The 17962-nt window shown below is 65.7% G+C and carries 12 protein-coding genes; 7 read left to right on the top strand and 5 right to left on the bottom strand.

Annotated features, from left to right (window positions below):
- Positions 1-109: 109 nt before the first annotated feature.
- A complete protein-coding gene (locus FTO74_RS02055) occupies positions 110-886 on the bottom strand; it encodes an ATP-binding protein (protein WP_162536652.1) in 777 nt (258 codons plus the stop codon).
- Between the two features lie 192 nt (positions 887-1078).
- Between FTO74_RS02055 and rpmE the strand changes: the two genes are divergently transcribed.
- The 5 genes from rpmE to FTO74_RS02030 all read left to right on the top strand — a co-directional run bounded on the left by rpmE (position 1079) and on the right by FTO74_RS02030 (position 5876).
- On the top strand, positions 1079-1321 hold the full coding sequence (gene rpmE / locus FTO74_RS02050; protein WP_162536651.1) for a 50S ribosomal protein L31: 243 nt from the start codon (positions 1079-1081) through the stop codon (positions 1319-1321).
- Between the two features lie 95 nt (positions 1322-1416).
- Entirely contained in the window at positions 1417-2649 is a 1233-nt protein-coding gene (locus FTO74_RS02045; protein WP_162536650.1) for a tRNA-dihydrouridine synthase, read from the top strand.
- A 151-nt stretch (positions 2650-2800) separates the two neighbouring features.
- Positions 2801-3334: a YfiT family bacillithiol transferase gene (locus FTO74_RS02040; protein ID WP_162536649.1), complete on the top strand. Its 534-nt coding sequence runs from the start codon at positions 2801-2803 to the stop codon at positions 3332-3334.
- Between the two features lie 7 nt (positions 3335-3341).
- Positions 3342-4940, top strand: a complete 1599-nt coding sequence (locus FTO74_RS02035) for a hypothetical protein (RefSeq protein ID WP_162536648.1) — start codon at positions 3342-3344, stop codon at positions 4938-4940.
- Positions 4941-4949: 9 nt separating this feature from the next.
- Positions 4950-5876 (top strand): LysR family transcriptional regulator, encoded by a 927-nt coding sequence (locus tag FTO74_RS02030; RefSeq protein WP_162536647.1) that lies wholly within the window; start codon positions 4950-4952, stop codon positions 5874-5876.
- A 110-nt stretch (positions 5877-5986) separates the two neighbouring features.
- Here FTO74_RS02030 and FTO74_RS02025 read toward each other — a convergent pair whose 3' ends face one another.
- Positions 5987-6991 carry a putative sulfate exporter family transporter gene (locus FTO74_RS02025; protein ID WP_162536646.1) on the bottom strand — a complete coding sequence of 335 codons (1005 nt, stop codon included), beginning with the start codon at positions 6989-6991 and terminating at the stop codon, positions 5987-5989.
- 215 nt (positions 6992-7206) lie between these two features.
- Between FTO74_RS02025 and FTO74_RS02020 the strand changes: the two genes are divergently transcribed.
- Positions 7207-8028 carry a glycoside hydrolase domain-containing protein gene (locus tag FTO74_RS02020; protein ID WP_162536645.1) on the top strand — a complete coding sequence of 274 codons (822 nt, stop codon included), beginning with the start codon at positions 7207-7209 and terminating at the stop codon, positions 8026-8028.
- 78 nt (positions 8029-8106) lie between these two features.
- Here FTO74_RS02020 and FTO74_RS02015 read toward each other — a convergent pair whose 3' ends face one another.
- The 3 genes from FTO74_RS02015 to FTO74_RS02005 form a co-directional block, all read right to left on the bottom strand.
- Complete coding sequence (locus FTO74_RS02015) at positions 8107-9477, bottom strand: NAD(P)/FAD-dependent oxidoreductase (protein ID WP_255462449.1); 1371 nt, start codon at positions 9475-9477, stop codon at positions 8107-8109.
- A 163-nt stretch (positions 9478-9640) separates the two neighbouring features.
- A complete protein-coding gene (locus tag FTO74_RS02010) occupies positions 9641-15085 on the bottom strand; it encodes an IPT/TIG domain-containing protein (protein WP_162536644.1) in 5445 nt (1814 codons plus the stop codon).
- Positions 15072-15854 carry a hypothetical protein gene (locus FTO74_RS02005; RefSeq protein ID WP_162536643.1) on the bottom strand — a complete coding sequence of 261 codons (783 nt, stop codon included), beginning with the start codon at positions 15852-15854 and terminating at the stop codon, positions 15072-15074. The genes FTO74_RS02010 and FTO74_RS02005 overlap by 14 nt, the downstream gene beginning before the upstream one ends.
- Before the next feature lie 270 nt (positions 15855-16124).
- On the opposite strand from FTO74_RS02005, the gene FTO74_RS02000 reads away from it, so the two are divergent.
- Positions 16125-17945: a hypothetical protein gene (locus FTO74_RS02000; RefSeq protein WP_181955719.1), complete on the top strand. Its 1821-nt coding sequence runs from the start codon at positions 16125-16127 to the stop codon at positions 17943-17945.
- The last annotated feature ends 17 nt before the right edge of the window (positions 17946-17962 follow it).

The raw sequence follows: 17962 nt of genomic DNA, 5'->3' as shown, positions 1-17962 counted from the left end.
GCAAGAACAACGGCTGCTCGCTGCCGACCAGCGGGAGGCCCTCAGAGGATCATTCCCCCATGCAGCCCCGAGAACCGTACGAAGTACCCCCGAGAACGGTACGAAGTACCTAGCCGAATTGGGGTCTCTTTACCGTCTGGCGCAGGTCTTTGCCCTGCATCTCGACCACCACGCACATCTCCTGCAACCGGCTCCTCATGCGCTCGCCGATGCGGTCGCCCAGCGTCTCCTCGCGCATCGCCGCTCTGGCCGCGCCGCCCGAGGCCAGCTCCAGCGCCGTGCCCAGCGGTGCGGCGTTGCCGTAGTTCGTGGTGATGATCGTCGTCCGCCGGTCGTTGTAGCGAGTGTTCAGGATGTGCGCGACCGTATCCCAGACCCAATCCGTCGGCTTCGACGCGCCCAGCTCGTCCAGCACCAGCACGTCAGCGTCGAAGACCGGCGAAAGAATCTCCAGCTCGGTCGCCTGCACCTGGCGGTTGTAGCTGTTCTGCACCTGCTTCAGAAGCTCGCGATAGTCGCAGAAAAGCCCTGTAACGCCGCGCTCCAGCACCAACGCGCGCAGAATCCCCGTGGCCAGGTGCGTCTTCCCCACCCCGATCGAGCCGGTCAGCAGCAGCCCCGTTCCGCCGGTCTCCAACGGATAGCCCTCCACGAACTTCTTCGCCAGCAGATGCGCGGCCTGCAGCGAGCGGGTCGCACCGGCAAAGTCCGTGTCGAAGTCCTCGAGCGTGCAATGCTCGTACCGCTTGGGGATGCGGGTCTGCGCCAGCTTGCGCTCCGCACGCCGCTGGACCCGGCAGACGCAATCCCGCACAAAACGCTCGCCATCCGGCCGCACCACGGTGCGCAACCCGGCTCCTTCGCAGATGGGACAAACCTCTTCCATCTCCCTAGTATCGCAGTCTGAATCCATTTGCCCGGTGTGCGAATCTTATCTACAATGAGGAAAGCCTCCGTGTATCTTCAGCGGAAGCCTCAAAAGCAAGCCGGTAGCGCGACAGGCCCTTCGATGTGTACGTGAACATACCGTATGCAAGCGATCCGCAAGCCGGCCACTGCAATCAAAAGGATACGCATCATGCCAAAGGCAGGGATTCACCCGTCTTATAACGAAATCAACGTCAAGTGCGCCTGTGGTTCGGTCTTCCAGACCCGCTCGACCCACAAGGGCGACATCGTCCTTGAAATCTGCTCCGCTTGCCACCCCTTCTTCACCGGTAAGCAGAAGCTGATCGACACCGCCGGTCGCGTGGACCGCTTCCGCCGCAAGTTCGCCCAGTCGGATGCCGCCAAGGCAGCCGCTGCCGCCGAAACCAAGTAACGGCTGGAACCAGGTAATACAAGGGCAACTCAACCGAAGAGGCTCCCGCTGCCCGCGGGGGCCTTTTCACTGTAAAAATTCTTTTAGAGAAGACCATGCAGAAGCACTGGGACAATCCGGCCGAACACGCCATGCCGACGCACACCCGCGTGCCTGCAACGTTCTCCATCGGCAACGTGCGCATCGCGCCCGCGACGGTGCTGGCCCCCATGGCCGGGGTCACCGATACGGTCTTCCGCCGCTTCATCAAGAACGCGAGCAAGTTTACTCCAGACGCCAGCGACGCCAACGTTGATGCCGTAACCTCGAACGAGCAGTCCGGCTGCGGGCTGATTATGACCGAGTTCACCTCGGCCGACGGCCTCTCGCGGATGCGCGAGACCAAGCGCAAGCGCTACCTGACCTACTACGACGACGAGCACCCCATCAGCGCCCAGCTCTTCGGGTCCAAGCCCGATACGCTCGCCGACTCGGCGCGCATCTGCCAGGACGCGGGCTTCGATATCGTGGACCTGAATCTGGGCTGCCCGGCCAAGCGCGTCGTCTCGTGCAATGGCGGCTCGGGCCTGCTGCGCGACCTGCCGCTGATCGAGGTGCTCTTCAAGCAGATTCGCGCCGCCGTTACGATTCCCTTCACCGTGAAGTTCCGGCTGGGGTGGAACGACGCCAACATCGTCTGCGTGGAGCTGGCCAAGCTGGCCGAGGACTGCGGCCTGAACGCCGTGGCGCTGCACGCGCGGACGCGCGAGGACGGCTACTCCGGGCAGGCGCGCTGGGAGTACATCGGCGCGGTGAAGGATGCTGTGAAGATTCCCGTCATCGGCAACGGCGACATCCTGACGCCCGAGGACGCGGTCTCGATGGTCCACACCACCGGCTGCGACGCCGTGATGATCGGCCGCGCTGCGCCCGCGAATCCGTGGATCTTCCGCCAGATCGCGCAGTACACCGCCACGGGCCGCTACGACAAGCCCACCGACCAGGATCGCTACCGGATGATCCGGGCCTACTTCGGAATGTTGCTCCACGAGTTGGAGGAGCACCCGGTCATCACCGGGGTTCCCGGCGTCGAGCTTTCGGACGAGGACAAACGGCTGCAACGCAACCGCGAGTCCGCCCTGCGCGAGGCCATCGGCAAGATGAAGCAGTTTGCGAGCTGGTTCACCCACGGGATTCCCGGCGGCTCCACGCTGCGTAAGCAGATCTTCGAGGCGAAGAACGGCGACTCGGTGCTCGACGCCGTGGAGGCGTTCTTCGAGACACGCTCTGCGCAGCCTGAGCCAGAGCCCGAGCTGGTCGCCGCCAGCAGCTACCCCTTCCGTTCATAAGCCGCAAGAATCTTTCTTCCGACCAACGGGAGGACCATGCGAAGCTCTAAAAAGGCGGGCAAACGCCCGCCCTCCGCGCAGGAGGCCCGTCCGGCAGGACAGAATGTTTCCAGTTACAAATTGTGCCTCCACGGTGTGCTAGCTTGAGGCTATGAACGAGTCGTTGCGCTTCCCGATTGGAAAGTTTTTCCCGCCTGAGACCATCCTCGAAGAGACCCGCCTCAGCGCCATCGCCACATTGGCCGAGCTGCCCGCGCAGCTTCGCGCCGCCGTTGCAGGACTGGATGACCACCAGCTCGACACCCCTTATCGCGAGGGCGGCTGGACCGTCCGGCAACTGGTGCATCACATCGCCGACAGCCACATGAACGCCTTCATCCGCGTGCGTCTCGCTCTGACTGAGGACTGGCCGACGATCAAGCCCTACAACCAGACCGCGTGGGCCAACCTGGCCGATGCCAAGGCCCCAGCCGCGTGGTCTCTGGACCTGACTGAGAGCCTGCACGCCCGCTGGGTCATGATGCTGACGGCCATCGCGGGCGACGAGAGCCAGTGGCAGCGCGGCTTCCTGCATCCTGAGAGCGGTCGCCGCCAGACTGTCGAGCAGGTCACGCTGCTCTACGCCTGGCACTCGCGCCATCATCTGGCGCACATCACCGGGCTGCTCCAACGCGAGGGGTGGTAGCTCGAGAATGAAGGCAGCGGCAGAGCCGGAGCAGACGCCTCAACAGATCGCGGCAGCGCTTGAGGCCTTCCTGGCCGAGTCGCCCGCCGCCGTCGTCCTCGAGGACGGCAAGGTGCTCTTCGACATGCGCAGGGCGAAGTACAGCCTCTCCACTGAGCATGGCCGCTGTACCGTGCAGTTCTGGGGCGAGGAGGGCAACCTCGTCCGGCGGGTGAGCGCGGCGGTGGTGCGCAGCAAGGTGCTGCGGCTGACGACGCACCGCTTCGGCCACGTTCGCACCCAGTTGCTCGAGATCGCCGCCGACCTCGACCGCCGCACTCCCAGCACCCGCGAAGCCACCCGTATCCGCTTCCTGAAAGTCCTCGAACGCGCCCTCTTCCGCCAGTTTCCCGACTGCCGCGCCGATGCCTTTCGCACCGCGATGGACCTTGAAAAGAGCTTCGGCCCGGCCTACGCGCGCGGCCTGCTGGTGCGCGGGCAACAGGCCTGGGCAGTGATCGCGGTCAACCGCGAAGAGACCCAGACGACCGTCGACGGCATCCTGACGCTGGGGCTGCTCTGGCTGCACGCCTGCCGTGAGAGCGGCGATGGCCGCCGCGTCGTGGCTGGTCTCAAGCTTGTGGTTCCGCGCGGCATGGGCACGCTGACGCTCTCGCGGCTGGCGTGGATCAACGCTGAGGCCGCGCCCTGCGAGCTGTGGGAGCTGGACGAGCGCGGCGAGGAGATGGAGCCGCGCGAGGCCGCCGACCACGGCAACCTGAAGACCCGCCTCATCCACGCTCCGAACCTTGCCGCCGCCCACGAACGCTTCGCCGAAGCTGCCGCACGCGTGCTGGCGCTGGTGCCCGAGGCCATGCGGTCCGTGGTCGAACAGCGCGTCCGCACCGGCGGCGAGATGGCCTTTCTGCTCCACGGCCTCGAGTTCGCCCGCGTCCGCGTGGGGGCTTCGGCTGAGTCGTTCAACCGCGTCGAGCAGCTCACCTTCGGGGCCGGGGCCAACGCGGTCGAGCTGACCGCCGACACCGAAGCCGACCTCCGCGAACTGGTGACGCGGCTCTTCGAGCGCCGCACCGCCACCGGCGACAAGCGCGACCCGCTCTACCGAATGCAGCCCGAGCGCTGGCTCGAGAGCGTCCTCCGGCGGGATGTCACGCTCATCGAGCCGCACCTCGACCCCGCCCACGTCTACACGCAGGTGCCCGCCTTCGCCGCCTCGGATCGAGGGATGCTCGACCTGCTCTCGGTCTCGCGTGATGGCCGCCTAGCCGTCATCGAGCTGAAGGCCGACGAGGACCTTCACCTTGCGTTGCAAGGGCTCGACTACTGGGTCCGCGTGCGCTGGCATCACCTCCAGACCGCCGATCACTTCACCGGCCTCGGCGAGTTCCAGCGCCACGGCTACTTCGGCGGAGTCATGCTCGCCAAGGAGTCGCCGCACCTCTACCTCGTGGCCCCGGCGCTGCGCATCCACCCTGCTACCGAGACCGTTCTCCGCTACCTTTCGCCGCGTGTGGACTGGAGGCTGGTCGCCCTCGATGAGCGTTGGCGCAGCCGCCCCAAGGCCATCTGGCGCAAGCACAACCGCCCGCAGACTCCAGCCGTGTAACCTCTCTGCATGGAAAACTTTCGCCTCCGTGTCTTCCGCGCGGTCGCCCGCCACCTCAACTTCCGCCAGGCCGCGGAGGAGCTATTCCTCACCCAGCCCGCGGTCACCCAGCAGATCAAGGCGCTCGAGGCCGAGCTGGCCGTGGCGCTCTTCGACCGCTCCGGTGGCCGGGTCACGCTCACCCCATCGGGAGAGGCCCTGCACCCCTTCGCCGAGCGGCTGGCTGGCCTTGCGGAAGAGGCACGCGAGGCCGTGGCCGCCACCACCGGGGGCAACGCCGGACGGCTCACCGTCGGGGCCTCCCAGACCATCGGCCAGTACCTGCTGCCGCGTCTCATCGCGGGCTTCCTCAAGGAGAATCCACGGGTCGAGATCGGCGTCATCGGCGGCAACACCCAGGCCATGCTCGAAGCCCTGATGGACCACCAGGTGCAGGTCGCCCTCATCGAAGGCCCAGCCATGCGGCGCGACGTCCGCGTGGATGATTTTATGGAAGACCACATGGTCTGCGTGGCTCCGGCGGGGCACGAGTGGGCCGGAGAGGAGATATCAGTGTCCGATCTAGCGACCGCGACCCTGGTCACGCGGGAGCTTGGCTCCGGCTCCCGCCGCATCGTCGAGACGGCGCTCGAGAACGCCGGGCTGAAGATCAAGAACCTCAACCTCGGCATGACCTTCGACTCCACCGAAGGTCTACTGAGCGCGGTCGAAGCGGGGCTGGGGATCGCCTTCGTCTCCCGCTGGGCGGTGCGCAATCAGCTCGCGCTCGGCACCCTGCGGCTGGTCCGCGTGCGCGGGGTAGAGCTGGGGAGGATGTTCTCCATAGCCACCGTCGCCGGGCCCGATCCCACCGGCCTCGCTGGAGCGTTTCACCGCTTTGTGCTGGAGCGAGCCGAGGATCTGGCTCCACGGGCTACAGGGCGTGGCGCTAAATGATTTAAGAGCGCCCTAACGCCGGGCGGGCGGCACTTCGTGCGGTACTGGGCTTCGCGTGGTCCTCCCGTTGGTCGGAAACTAACTTTTTGTTTTCGACCAACGAGGGTACTTCAAATGGAGATAACTCCGTAGTAGATCGCCGCCAGCGATGCTGTCGCCACCACGATCCACAGCACAACCCCCTGCACCAGCGGCCTCACCCCCACCTGCTGCAACGTCTTCTTCGACAGCCCCGTCCCAATCAGGAACAGCGTCGCCGTCAACCCCGTCCGGCCCAGGTGGTTCAGGCTCGCGGACCCCGCCGCGAACTGCGGCAGATACGTGTTCGCCACCGAAGCCACGACGAACAGGAAGATGAACCACGGAATCTTCACCTTGGCCTTCTTGCCCGAGGTGCTCTTGCGGCTCATGTAGGCCGCCGTCAGCAGCGAGACCGGCACGATCCACAGCGCGCGAGCCAGCTTGACCGTGGTGCCGATGGCCAGCGCCTGGTTGCCGTACCTCGCCGCCGCACCCACCACCGAGCTGGTGTCGTGAATGGCCAGCGCGCACCACAGGCCGAACTGGTTCTGGTTCAGGTGCAGCGCCCAGCCGATCGCCGGGAAGATCAGCAGCGCGATCGAGTTCAGCAGAAAGACGGTGCCCATGGCGACGCTGATCTCTTCCTCGCTCGCCTCGGTGATCGGCGCGACCGCCGCGATGGCCGAGCCGCCGCAGATGGCGGTGCCCGCCGTGATGAGGAACGAAGACTTGCCCGCGACCTGGAGAAGCTTGCCCACCACGAGGCCCAGCACCATTGCGCCGGTGATGCTGATGGCCGTGTAGAGGAAGCCCGAGCGCCCGGCGTGGACGACCTGCGCGAGGTTCATCCCAAAGCCCATCGCAACCACAGAAATTTGCAGCAGCAGCTTCGAGAGCTTGCTGGACTCGCGGTGGAAGGGGTGGTCGAGCGTGAGGCCGAAGGTGATGCCGCCGACCAGCGCAATCGGCGGCGAGACTAGGCCACTGGCCGCGAGCAGCAAGCCAAGGAAGAAGAGGGTCTTGGGATCGAGCTTGCTGGGTTCGGAGGGTTTGGTTCTGTTGAGTGCGGCGGGAGTTTCGACTGCGGTAGCCATCGTTCAAAGCCTCTGATGATTACCTTCCGCCTATGGCTGGGCAGAGTCCAAGTAGAAGATTTGATGGCCGATAAGGAATAGTTTGAAGAGGTGATTAAGGCAGGAAACACGCGCAGCGTCGAGAACCGCACGAAGTGCCGCCCGTCCGGCGTGAGGACGCTTTTAAGCTGTTGTCTCAGTTGCGGAATCGCTTCCAGTCTCGTAGCCTCTACCCCATGCGTCTTCCCTGCCTCGCCCTGATCGCCGCCGCGCTGCTCCAGCCCCTCGCCGCCGCCACGCCGCCGCGCTTCGTGGGCTTCGACCGCAACGACTACCCCGGAGACGCCGCGCTGCCAGCGCTGCATCGGCAGTTCGCCTTCGCGGGCTACTGGCTGAACACGCCGCCGGGCGCGAAGCAGAACACCTGGCTCGGCCACCGCAGGCAGTTGATCGCCGCGGGCTTCGGCTTCCTGGTGCTGTTCAACGGACGGCTGCAAGCGGAGATTCAAGCGTCTCACCGCAAGCCCGAAGAGCTGGGCCGAGCAGACGCCGCCAGGGCCATTGCGGCCGCGCGCAGCGAAGGTTTTCCCAACGGCACCATCCTCTTTCTCGATCAGGAAGAAGGCGGCCGTATGGACCCGGATCAGGCGGGCTACCTCTTTGGCTGGACCGAGGCCGTCGCCCTATCGACTTACAAGCCCGGCGCTTATGTCAGCGGCCAGCCCGTGCTCGACGATCCCGGACCCGGTACCATCACCTCCGCGCAGGATATCCGCGAGAAGATCGCCGCACGCCATCTGCACCCGATCTCGCTGTGGGTCGCGCAGGACGCCTGTCCGCCCGCGCCGGGGTGCGTAGTCACTCATCCACCGGCGTTGAGCAGCAGCGGCACGCCGGATATCGTCGCGTGGCAGTATGCGCAATCGCCGCGCCGCAAGAGCATTACGCGGGCCTGCGCCCAGACCTATGGCGCGGACGGCAACTGCTATGCCGAGGATAAGAAGTTGTTTCTAGACCTGAATGTTGCCGCCTCGGATGATCCTTCGCATGGACGATAAAAGCAACAACAACAGCGCCCTTGCGCCGGGCGGGCGGCACTTCGTGCGGTTCTCGACGCTTCGCGTGTTTTTTGCCTACTAGTTTGTTTTAGGTGATCCCAGATCCATCGCCTGCGCGGGCCGATCACCCGCCTCATGCTCCGGCGTCTCCCACCCCGGCAGCACCTGCGACCCGGTAATCAGACGCACCCCATCGTTGAACGTCAGGTACGTCCAGGCCCACTGGCGAAAGACCGCAAACCGATTGCGGAAGCCGATCAAAAAGAAGATGTGGACGACGAGCCACACCAGCCAAGCCATAAACCCGCTCCAGTGCGCCTTGAACGGCCACTCGATCTTCGCCACCGCGGCAGCGCGCCCGATCGTCGCCATGTCGCCCTTGTCGAAGTAGCGAAAGCCCTGCGGCGACGGCTTGCCCGCCAGCAGCCCGCCGATGCGCTTGGCCACGTAATCGCCCATCTGCATCGCCGGCTGCGCCACGCCGGGAACCTGCTTGCCGTCCTGCTCGAAGTGCGCCAGATCGCCGCAGATGAAGACGTTCTCCATCCCCTTGGGATTGAGGTACTGATCGACCAGCACCGCGCCGCGCTTGTCCGTCTCCGCGCCCAGCAGCTTGCCCAGCGGCGAGGCCTGCACGCCCGCAGCCCATAGCGTCACCACCGAGTCGATTCGCTCCTGCCCGACCATCACGTAACCCGGCTGCACCTCCGTCACATGCGCGCCCGTGCGCACCGTGACTCCAAGCGCGTTCAGTTGCTCCAGCGCCTTCTGCCGCAGGTCCGGCGGGTACGCGGTCAGCAGGTTCGGCGAGCCTTCAAGGATCAGTACCTGCGCTGACTTTGTATCGATGTGCCGAAAGTCCTTGGTCATGTAGAGCCGGGCGATATCCGAGATGGCTCCCGCCAACTCGACGCCCGTAGGCCCGCCGCCGATGATGACGAAGTTCAACGGGGGATGGCTCCCCGTCTCGAGCATCTGGCGCTCGGCCAGCTCAAAAGCCAGCAATACCCTCCTCCGTATCTCAGTCGCGTCCTCAAGCGTCTTGAGTCCCGGAGCCAGCGCCGCCCAGTCGTCTCGGCCAAAGTAGGAGTGCGTAGAGCCGGTAGCCACCACCAGGTAGTCGTACTCGAGAACCGAGCCGGTCTTGAGGTGGACCTCGTTAGCTGCGGTGTTGAAGCCCACGGCTTCGTCCATCAGGACGCCGACGTTCTTGTGATCGCGCATGATGGAGCGGATAGGCTGCGCGATGTCGCCGGGCGAGAGCACCGCCAGCGCAACCTGGTAGAGCAACGGCTGAAAGACATGGTGGTTACGGCGATCGACCAGGGTGATATCCACCGGCAATTTAGCTAAACCAAGCGCGGCGTGGATTCCGCCGAAGCCGCCTCCGATGACCACCACACGCTTCCGGACTCGCCCGCCTACCCCTGCCATCTGTGCCGATGCCATGCGCTCTCCCCCTGGTTGTCTTCTGCCCCAATTGTACTGATGGCACTTGGACACCAAGCGACGAGAATCTTTCTTCCGACCAACGGGAGGACCACGCGAAGCTTTAAAAAGGCGTGCAAACGCCCGCCCGCCGCGCAGGCGATCCGTCCGGCAGGACATGCCTTTACGGTGAACGCAGCAGCACAGCCGTGGCAAAGCCCTGCGTACCGGCGGAGATCGTCACGTTCGTCGCGGTGGACGCTCCGTCCACGGTTGGCGGAGTGATCGTCACCTGTCCACTAACATCGGTCACCGCGGACAGGGTCTTCGAGGCCAGCACCGGAGCCGCCGGGCAACGGCCCTGTGTGGGGCAAGCCATCGTCTGCTCGGTCACCGTCTCGTGGATCGTCATCGGCGCACCGGCGATGCTATGTCCTGCGCCATCAATCACGCGGGCCACCACGGGCTGCAATGCGCCGCCCGTAACTACCTGTCCCGCGCCGCTGACGACAACCACCCTCCACTCCGATGCAGAGACCGACACGGCCTGGAAGCTGGCGCAGACCATACCCCAGGCGCACGCCTGCGCACTCGCGGAGAGGCCCGCAGCCAGCGGTCCGGCGACTGCCGAGATAGTACTGAGGCCGGTGGCGTCGGTCAACGACTGGGCACCCGACACCGACAGCCCGCTCGAACCGGTCCAGCTTACCGGGATGCCCGCGCCCGGCGATCCGTTCAGGATCGCAGCGGCCGCAAGCGTCCACGGCACCACCGCGCCCTCGGCCATGAAGAGCTGCGGCACGCTCGCGATCAGGGCTTCGGTATCGGCGATGCCGGTCACCGTCGCCTCCTGCACCGCGGCTCCGTCCGCTGCCTGCAGCACAACCGTGCCCTCCGCCAGAGGAGTAATGACGACCGAGGCAATTCCGTCGACATCGCTCACCACGTTGCAGGAATCTGCGGCGCAGGCTGACAAGCGCCCCAATCCACTCGTAACAGTAAACGTTACGTTTCTTCCAGCGACCGGCGTCACGCCGTCTCCAGCCAGCACCTGTACCGCAAACGGCGTCACGAAGGCGGTCCCGATGTAGCTCGATCCCGACGGCACGCTCACCGGTTGCAGCGACTCCGGCTTCTCCACGGCGATAAACGAAGCCGTCTGGGACAGGCTGCCGCTGGAGGCCAGGAGCGTAACGGTGCCAGCCGCCAACGGCTTGACCGTCAGCGATACATTGCCGCCCGCATCCGTTGTCACGACGCAGCTTGCAGCACCGCAGCCCAGCGTGGCCGATCCTCCTGTAACCGATACAATTACACTCTTACCCGGGTCAGGGGCCACCCCTCCATAGAGCGAGAGCCGAACCGCAAAAGGCACCGCCGCCACGTCGCCCACGTAGGCGCCGCCGCTGGGAGTACTGACCAGACTCAGAACATCCGGCGCACTCACCACCACAAAGCTGGCACTCTGGGTGACCGCACCATCGGCGGCCAGCAGAGAGAGGGTGCCGGTCGAAGTCGGCGTAATCAGGCTCGAGGCCATTCCCGCCGCGTCCGTCGCCAGCGTGCAGGTGGGCTGTCCGCAGGCGAAGAAGACGCCCGAGCCATTTGTAATTGAAAATGTTACATTCCTTCCCGCGGTCGGAGTAACTCCATCTCCAGCCAACACCTGCACCGCAAAGGGCGTTGCGGAGAGGACCCCGGAGTAGTTCAAGCCCGACGGCACGCTGACCACATGGACGATATCCGGCTTGGCCACGGCGGTAAGCGAGGCCGTCTGGGTCAGCGGTCCGCTGGAGGCGAGGAGAGTGATGGATCCAACCGCCAGCGGAGTGATCGTCGTCGACACATTACCGCTCGCATCCGACGTCACGACGCAGCTTGCGGCACCGCAGCCCAGCATGGCCGAACCTCTTGTAACCGACAAAGTTACATTCTTGCCCGCATCTGGAGTTACCCCGTCGTAGAGCAGCAGCCGCGCCGCAAAGGGCACCGCCGCCACGTCGCCCACATAGATGCTCCCGTTGGGAGCACTCACCAGTCGCAGGACGTCCTGCGTGCTCGACACCGTAAAGCTTGCTCTCTGCGTGACCGTGCCATCGGCAGCCAGCAGCGTGACGGCCCCTGTCGAGAGCGGCGTAAACAGGCTCGATGCGGTTCCGGTCGCGTCCGTCACCAGCGTACAGGTGGAGAGGCCGCAGGCCGAGAACGTCCCCGTCCCGCTTGCTACCGAAAAAGTTATAACTTTGCCGGGAGTAGGCGTGCTCTGCCCCGCGCCGATCACCTGGACAGCAAAGGGCGTCGTGACGGCTTGGCCCGCGTAAAGGGTGCCTGTCGGCGCACTGACCAACTGCATGATGTCCGTGCTCGCGACGCCGTTCATCTCCGCTGTGACCACAAGCTGCAACTCCTCGGCTTGCAGGGCGATGGGACCGGGCACCAGCGGCGTCACCGTCGAGCTGACATACCCGTTGGCATCGGCTGTGAGGATGCAACTGGGAAAGGCGCACGCGCCAAAGCTCACCTGGCCCGGAATACCGGTCAGCGTCACCTGGATGATATACGGCGTAACACCGTTAGATTGCAGAGACTGGACTTTGAATAGCGTCGGCGAGACCTGGCCGATCGGCTGGTTGCCCGTGGGGGCCGAGATAAGGCGCAGTATCCGGGGCGCGGCCAGAACCGTCTCGCCAAACGACTGCACGGCGGTGCCGTATGCTGCCTGGATCGTATACGTGCCGATCTGCGTAAGGTAGACCTGCCCTGCTGCCGCCTGCCCCTGATTATTGGTTGTCACGATGCAGGGGTTCGTACCGCACTGCGTGAATATGGCTCCTTGCAGGGTTCCATCGGCGGTCGAGGTGGAGGTGAACACGATCTGCTGCTGCGCGATAGGCGTGATGCCATCGGCCTGATACAGGCCCACGGTAAAGCCTCCCAGGCCGGAGTTGATATAGCCGCTGGCCACAGGAGCCGCGAGGATCTTGAGCACCGGGGTGTTATCGAGAGCAGTGAAGGAGGCCGTCTGGGAGACTAAGCCATCGGTCGCCAGCAGAGTGACGGGGCCAGCCGTGGAGGGCGTGACGCCGGTGGAGGCCAGACCGTTCGCGTCCGTGGTAACCACGCAGGTGGATGCGGAGCAGGCATTGAAGCTGACCACGCCGGTAGTGGCCGAGAAGGTAATCTGCCTTCCAGCCATCGGCGTGCGCCCGTCCGTGGCCAGCAGCTTCACCGTGAAGGCCGCGGCAGCGGTTCGGCCAGCATAGACGCTGCCCGAGGGCGCGCTGACCACCTGTACGGAGCCCGCCGGAGCAATCGCGGTAAAGGTCGACTGTAGCGTGACCGTCTTGTCCGTGGCCTGGAGGGTCACGGCTCCGGCAGACAGCGGGATTACGGCGGTGGAGGCTACGCCGGTCGCATCGCTCATCACCACGCAGGTCGCCCGGCTACAGGCTCCGCACTGCAAGGCGCTGGGCTGGCCGGCGACGCTGCCCGAGAAGGTCACCGGCTCGCTCACCACCGGCGTTACACCGTCGGGCTTGAGGATCTGCACGGCGAAAGGGACGCTGGCCGCCTGGCCGGAAAAACTTGTGCCCACCTGCGCGGTCAGCAGCTTCATCACGTTGGGCTGGCTGGCCGTGTTGCTGTAGGTCAGCGCGGCGGGCAGGGTGCTGGTCGCGCCGGTGGTCAGGTCGGAGACGGTGACATCGACCGCCGTGCCGCTGCGCGCGAAGGCGGCGGACAGGGAGGGCACCGCCACGACCAGATTGTTGGAGCTGGCGCTGATGGGCGTGGCCTCGACCCCGTTCACCTGCACGATGTTGCCCGCGCGGAAGCCCATTCCGGTGATGGTGAGGGTGTCTCCGCCCGCGGTCCCGACCGTCGCCGGAGCCAAGCTATCCGCGTAGAAGAGGCGCGCCTGGTAGGCGAAGTCGGGGCGGCCGTCGCCTCGCTGATCCGCTACGACCAGGCGGATAGACGTTGCCGAGCCGGACGCGACCGTCAACGTGGTCATCCCGTTCACCAACCCATTGAAAGGCGTGGTCGCTGCGCCCAGCGTGGGCAGCGCCGTCAGCGAATCGCTCGCAGCCCACGCGCCGATCACCGGCATCGCCTTGGCCGAGGTAGCGTTGCCCTGCTCGTCGAGCGCCGTCACCTCCATGGTGAAGCTGCGGCCCGGCTGCACATTCAGCGAGGTCCACGCAAAGTGGCCGTAGGCGCAGAGCAGGCCGTTCCACCAGCCGGAGACGTCAGCCGGTGCGGGCGCGGAGAGGGTGCCGTCGGCCCCGTTGCCGCACTGCGACGACGCATCCGGAATCACTGTCGTGAGCTTGGCCGTGGTATTGGCATAGACGGTAGTGCGGTTCGACATCGGCGACCCCGACGGGAGTACTCCCCCCGCAACGTAAGGGCCTACCGCGTAGCTGCCCGTGTAGAGCGGGTTCACCGGCTCCGAGGAGATCACCTGCGTGTCGTAGTTGTCCCCCGCGTTGACCGGCAGATAGCCCACAAAGTAGCTTCCCTCCGTCGTCTTGTCGAAGCCTCCCTGGCTGTCGTCGACCGCGGTGCCCTGCGCCGCTACCGGCGTCGCCTGTATACGGCGGAAGTATGTGCCCGTCACCGCGGACGCGGTCTGCCAGGGCTCGGGCGTAGCGGCGTTCTTGTTGAGCCGGGTGAAGACCATGTTCACCCCGGCCATGCCCTCTCCCGTGGGGAACTGCAGCACGCCTGAGGCCGAGTTGGCCTGGGTCAGGCTCACCTGCTTGCCCGGAGGAGCCGGACTCACTACCGGATAGAGCGTGGCCAGCGAGGCAATATCGTCAGGGCGCAGCGTGAACGGCTGCGGCAGGCACTGATAGCTGTAGCTGCCGCACAGTATGTCTAGGGGGTGCAGGATGGGCCAGTTCTGCGCCTGCTGATACGTGGAGGCGGGCGTTCCCGTGAAGACGTTGTCGTTAGTCTGCGACCAGGCCAGGCCGAGGACGCGGCCAAAGGCGCGCATCAACTGATACTGCATCTGTTGCTGCTGCTCGGGCGCGGGGCCGGTGCAGAGGCCGTTCAGCACCAGCACCGCGTGCTGGATGTACCCCGCCGGGTCGAAGCGGTCCACGCTCTCGGTCACCGCGTTCTGGCGGCAGGAGCTGGGGTCGCTGGCTCCGCCGCCGAGCAGCGTGTCAGTCACCGCGCCGTCCGCATCGTAGATGACGGCGATGGGCACGGCGGCGAAGTTAGTGCCGGCCACATCGTCCGGGTAGACCATGCCCGTGCCGCCCAGGTACACGTTGGCCCCGCTCACATCCTCGTTCAACACTCCGCCCTGGGCCAGTGTGATCCTGGCCACCGGCAGGTTCCAGACGGCGGCGGCGGCGGCCACCAGGGCGTCTGCGGCCTGGTGGTTCACGCTCGCGCTCAGGTCGCCGGGGTCGGTGTAGTAGAGCGGCGTCATGGTGGACCACACGACGGCCACCCCAGCGGCCCCGGTAAAGTACGGCGGGCCGGTGACGTAGCGAGGGCCGCTCGCAGAGGCCAGCGCACTATAGATCAGCAACGCGAGTCCGCAGAGCAGGCGCAGGACCAGCCGCGCCCGGCCAGCGCCTGCGCTCCGTGAGGAACTTTGGCTAACGATTCTCAAGGGGCTTCCCACTGGGGCGCACCGGCGGCTTCAGCACCGGCCCACCGCCCCCTCCGGCGTTCAGCAGACTCATTACGGACGAGTAGCTGACCGCGTCCGGAGCCGCTCCCGTTCCAACTGCCAGCGACGACCTCGCAATGGGCTTGACCGGGCCGACCCACGCTTTATCCACCGCGTTTTCCACAACTGTGGACGACCTCGCCTGCACCGTCTCCGCCGCGCCGATAGGTTCGAAAGGCTGCAAACCTCCGCCGGTATTCACTGTCGCCCGTAGGGTCCTGGCGCTCACCCAGCGCAGATCGACCAGCGGCTCCGGGGTCTGGGTAGCGGTATCGGCCGGAGCCTTGCCGGTGCCGCGCGCCAGCGGAGCGACACCGCCCGGCAGCAGCGCGATAGCCCCGTCAAGACCGTTCACCGGCGAGCTAAGACCGCTGGGACCACGGGCGTGGAGCAGCATCAGCAGGCGCTGGCCGACCTTGTACCGCTCCACGCCGCCGGTCCACAGCCCCGCCCACTCGCGCAGGATGTAGAAGCCCGTCCGGGGGCAGCCGCGCACGGCCTCGTCGATGCGGAACTGCACGTCGACGTACCCTGCCGCGTCGGCCCGGTCGATGGAGATGACGTGTCCCGCGAAGATCACGGCGGCCTGCGCCGCCATCGAGAGCAGCACCTCGTCGGTGGTCGCCGGGGGCAGGGGCTGGAGAGAAGTCTGGGCGCGCGTCGTCAGACAGGCCAGCAGCAGGGCCAATAGCCACCATCCCCCCTTCATCGCTCGATTCGCCTCTGCCATACCCCGTTAACTTCGTCGCGGAGCCGCGTGGAGGCCGCCTGTGCCCGCCCGCAAACACTCTGCCGGGGTTAGCTTCGGCAGCGCCGTTTAATCGGTCGAGACGCGAGAAGCATGAGCAATCGGGCGACAAATCTGCCCGATTCCGAGATTCCCTTGAGCCAAATTGGGAATCGCCAGGTTGCAGGGGGCCAGACGCTCTCTTATGCTGGAGGTTGTGCGTCGAACGAGTGGCGTGGCTCCCATGGGTTGATGATGCAGCGATGGTTCTGGAAGTGGTCCGGTTTTGGCGTATTGGTGCTGGCAGCGGTCTCCGTGGCCGGGGCGCAGAGTTCTTCTTCCTCTTCGGGCAGCGCGCCGGAACAGGCTCCAGCCTCCACCAGCAAGGGCGCGGTTCCCGCCGGTAAGGCTCCGGGCCGAATCGCCCAGCCCGAGGCCTCGGGCGCAGCCGTAACGCTCGAGACCAGCGAGCCGCTCTTCGACGTAGCCGCCACCCTGAACGCCTGCGGCTACGACTCCGACCTGATTGGCTCGAACCCCGTCCGGCAGGCGGTGCGGGAGGAGATTAAGGCAACTATCGCCGCGTCTCCCGAGGCCCAGGCCAGCCGCAAGGCTCTGTGCCTGTACATTCAAGACCATCAACTGAACGACCACTCCCGCGACCTGGCGCAGTACGTCTCGCTGGCGCTCTACCTGAACGCACCCCCGGCGCTCGAGACCACCGCCGACGAGCTGGATATGTCGCCCGACGCCTTGCAGGTCGTCAACATCCTGCCGTTGCTGCGCACCTTTGTAAAGGACGTCGGCCTGATCGGCATCTGGCAGCGGCACCGGCCGGAGTACAACGCGATCGTGGACCAGGTGCACGATCCGGTGACCCGCATGATCCTGGGCACCAATATCTACCTGCGGGTTCCGCCCAGCGGCTACGACGGGCGGCGCTTCATGGTGCTGATCGAGCCGATGCTCTCGCCCAACGCCCCTAACGCCCGCATCTACGCCAGCGACTACGCCATCGTCAGCTCGCCGAACTCGGCGGGCACGCTACGCATGGACGAGATCCGGCACCTGTACCTGCACTACGTGATCGAGCCGCTGGTCTACGCCCGCACCGCCTCCATGGAGCGGCTGGTGCCGCTGCTTAAGCCCGTGCAGCAGGCTCCGCTGGACTTTACCTACAAGTCGGACGTGGTGGCGCTGGTGACCGAGTGCCTCATCAAGGCCATCGAGGCCCGGACGATGGACGTGGGCGAGGCCAAGCCGGTGCGCCCTGCTGGACCGAAGGGGCGCGTGGACGCGGCCTTCGACGAGTCGGTCTCCGCCTACGAGCGCCGGGCCGAACAGACCCGGCAGCGGCAGATCGACCTGGACATGCGGCAGGGTTGGATCCTGGTCGAGTACTTCTACAACAAGCTGGTCGCGATGGAGCACGACTCCGTGGGCCTGAAGGAAGATATCGGCGACATGGTCTACGGCATGGACGTGGGCCGCGAGGCGCACCATGCGTCGCAGATCGCCTTCCTGCCCGAGACCTCGCACGAGGTGGTGCGGCGGGCTCCGCGTGTGCCTACCGGCCTGATGCTGGCCGAGAAGAAGATGCTCGACGGCGACGTGGACGGAGCTAAGGATATCGCCATGAAGGCGCTGGACGACCCCCGCCAGGACCATGCGGAGGCCAAGTATGTGCTGGCTCGGGTGCAGTTGATGCAGGGCGAGCCGGAGGATTCGCTGAAGACCTTCGGGGAGGTGCTGGCCAGCTCGAAGAATCCGCACACGGTCGCCTGGGCGCACATCTATATTGGCCGCCTGTACGATACGCAGCCGGATCGGCCCAAGGCTGTCCGTGAGTATCGCGCGGCCATCGCCGCCGTGGAGGGCCAGCCGGTCGCTCCGGATGCGAAGGAGGCCGCCGAGCACGGGCTGAAGTCGCCCTTTGTGCTGCCCAAGACGGAGCATGTGGAAGAGGAGCCGATCGACCCCAGCGGCAAGGCGGAGAAAGAAGAGTACAGCCGGGAGCATCCGGAGCTGGATAAGCCTGTTCCGGCACTGCCGCCTACAACGCCGAAGCAGTAGCGTTGTTGCTTCTAGGG

The organism is Granulicella sp. WH15 (assembly GCF_009914315.1).
In the GTDB taxonomy this organism is placed as follows: domain Bacteria; phylum Acidobacteriota; class Terriglobia; order Terriglobales; family Acidobacteriaceae; genus Edaphobacter.
Note: the sequence above shows the minus strand (reverse complement) of the source record. Positions and strands in the feature narration are given on the sequence as shown.

Bases quoted from the DNA above. Each gene is read 5' to 3' on its own strand.
- FTO74_RS02055 (WP_162536652.1), bottom strand. From the start codon at position 886: ATGGAAGAGGTTTGTCCCATCTGCGAAGGAGCCGGGTTGCGCACCGTG.
- rpmE (WP_162536651.1), top strand. From the start codon at position 1,079: ATGCCAAAGGCAGGGATTCACCCGTCTTATAACGAAATCAACGTCAAG.
- FTO74_RS02045 (WP_162536650.1), top strand. From the start codon at position 1,417: ATGCAGAAGCACTGGGACAATCCGGCCGAACACGCCATGCCGACGCAC.
- FTO74_RS02040 (WP_162536649.1), top strand. From the start codon at position 2,801: ATGAACGAGTCGTTGCGCTTCCCGATTGGAAAGTTTTTCCCGCCTGAG.
- FTO74_RS02035 (WP_162536648.1), top strand. From the start codon at position 3,342: ATGAAGGCAGCGGCAGAGCCGGAGCAGACGCCTCAACAGATCGCGGCA.
- FTO74_RS02030 (WP_162536647.1), top strand. From the start codon at position 4,950: ATGGAAAACTTTCGCCTCCGTGTCTTCCGCGCGGTCGCCCGCCACCTC.
- FTO74_RS02025 (WP_162536646.1), bottom strand. From the start codon at position 6,991: ATGGCTACCGCAGTCGAAACTCCCGCCGCACTCAACAGAACCAAACCC.
- FTO74_RS02020 (WP_162536645.1), top strand. From the start codon at position 7,207: ATGCGTCTTCCCTGCCTCGCCCTGATCGCCGCCGCGCTGCTCCAGCCC.
- FTO74_RS02015 (WP_255462449.1), bottom strand. From the start codon at position 9,477: ATGGCATCGGCACAGATGGCAGGGGTAGGCGGGCGAGTCCGGAAGCGT.
- FTO74_RS02005 (WP_162536643.1), bottom strand. From the start codon at position 15,854: ATGAAGGGGGGATGGTGGCTATTGGCCCTGCTGCTGGCCTGTCTGACG.
- FTO74_RS02000 (WP_181955719.1), top strand. From the start codon at position 16,125: ATGATGCAGCGATGGTTCTGGAAGTGGTCCGGTTTTGGCGTATTGGTG.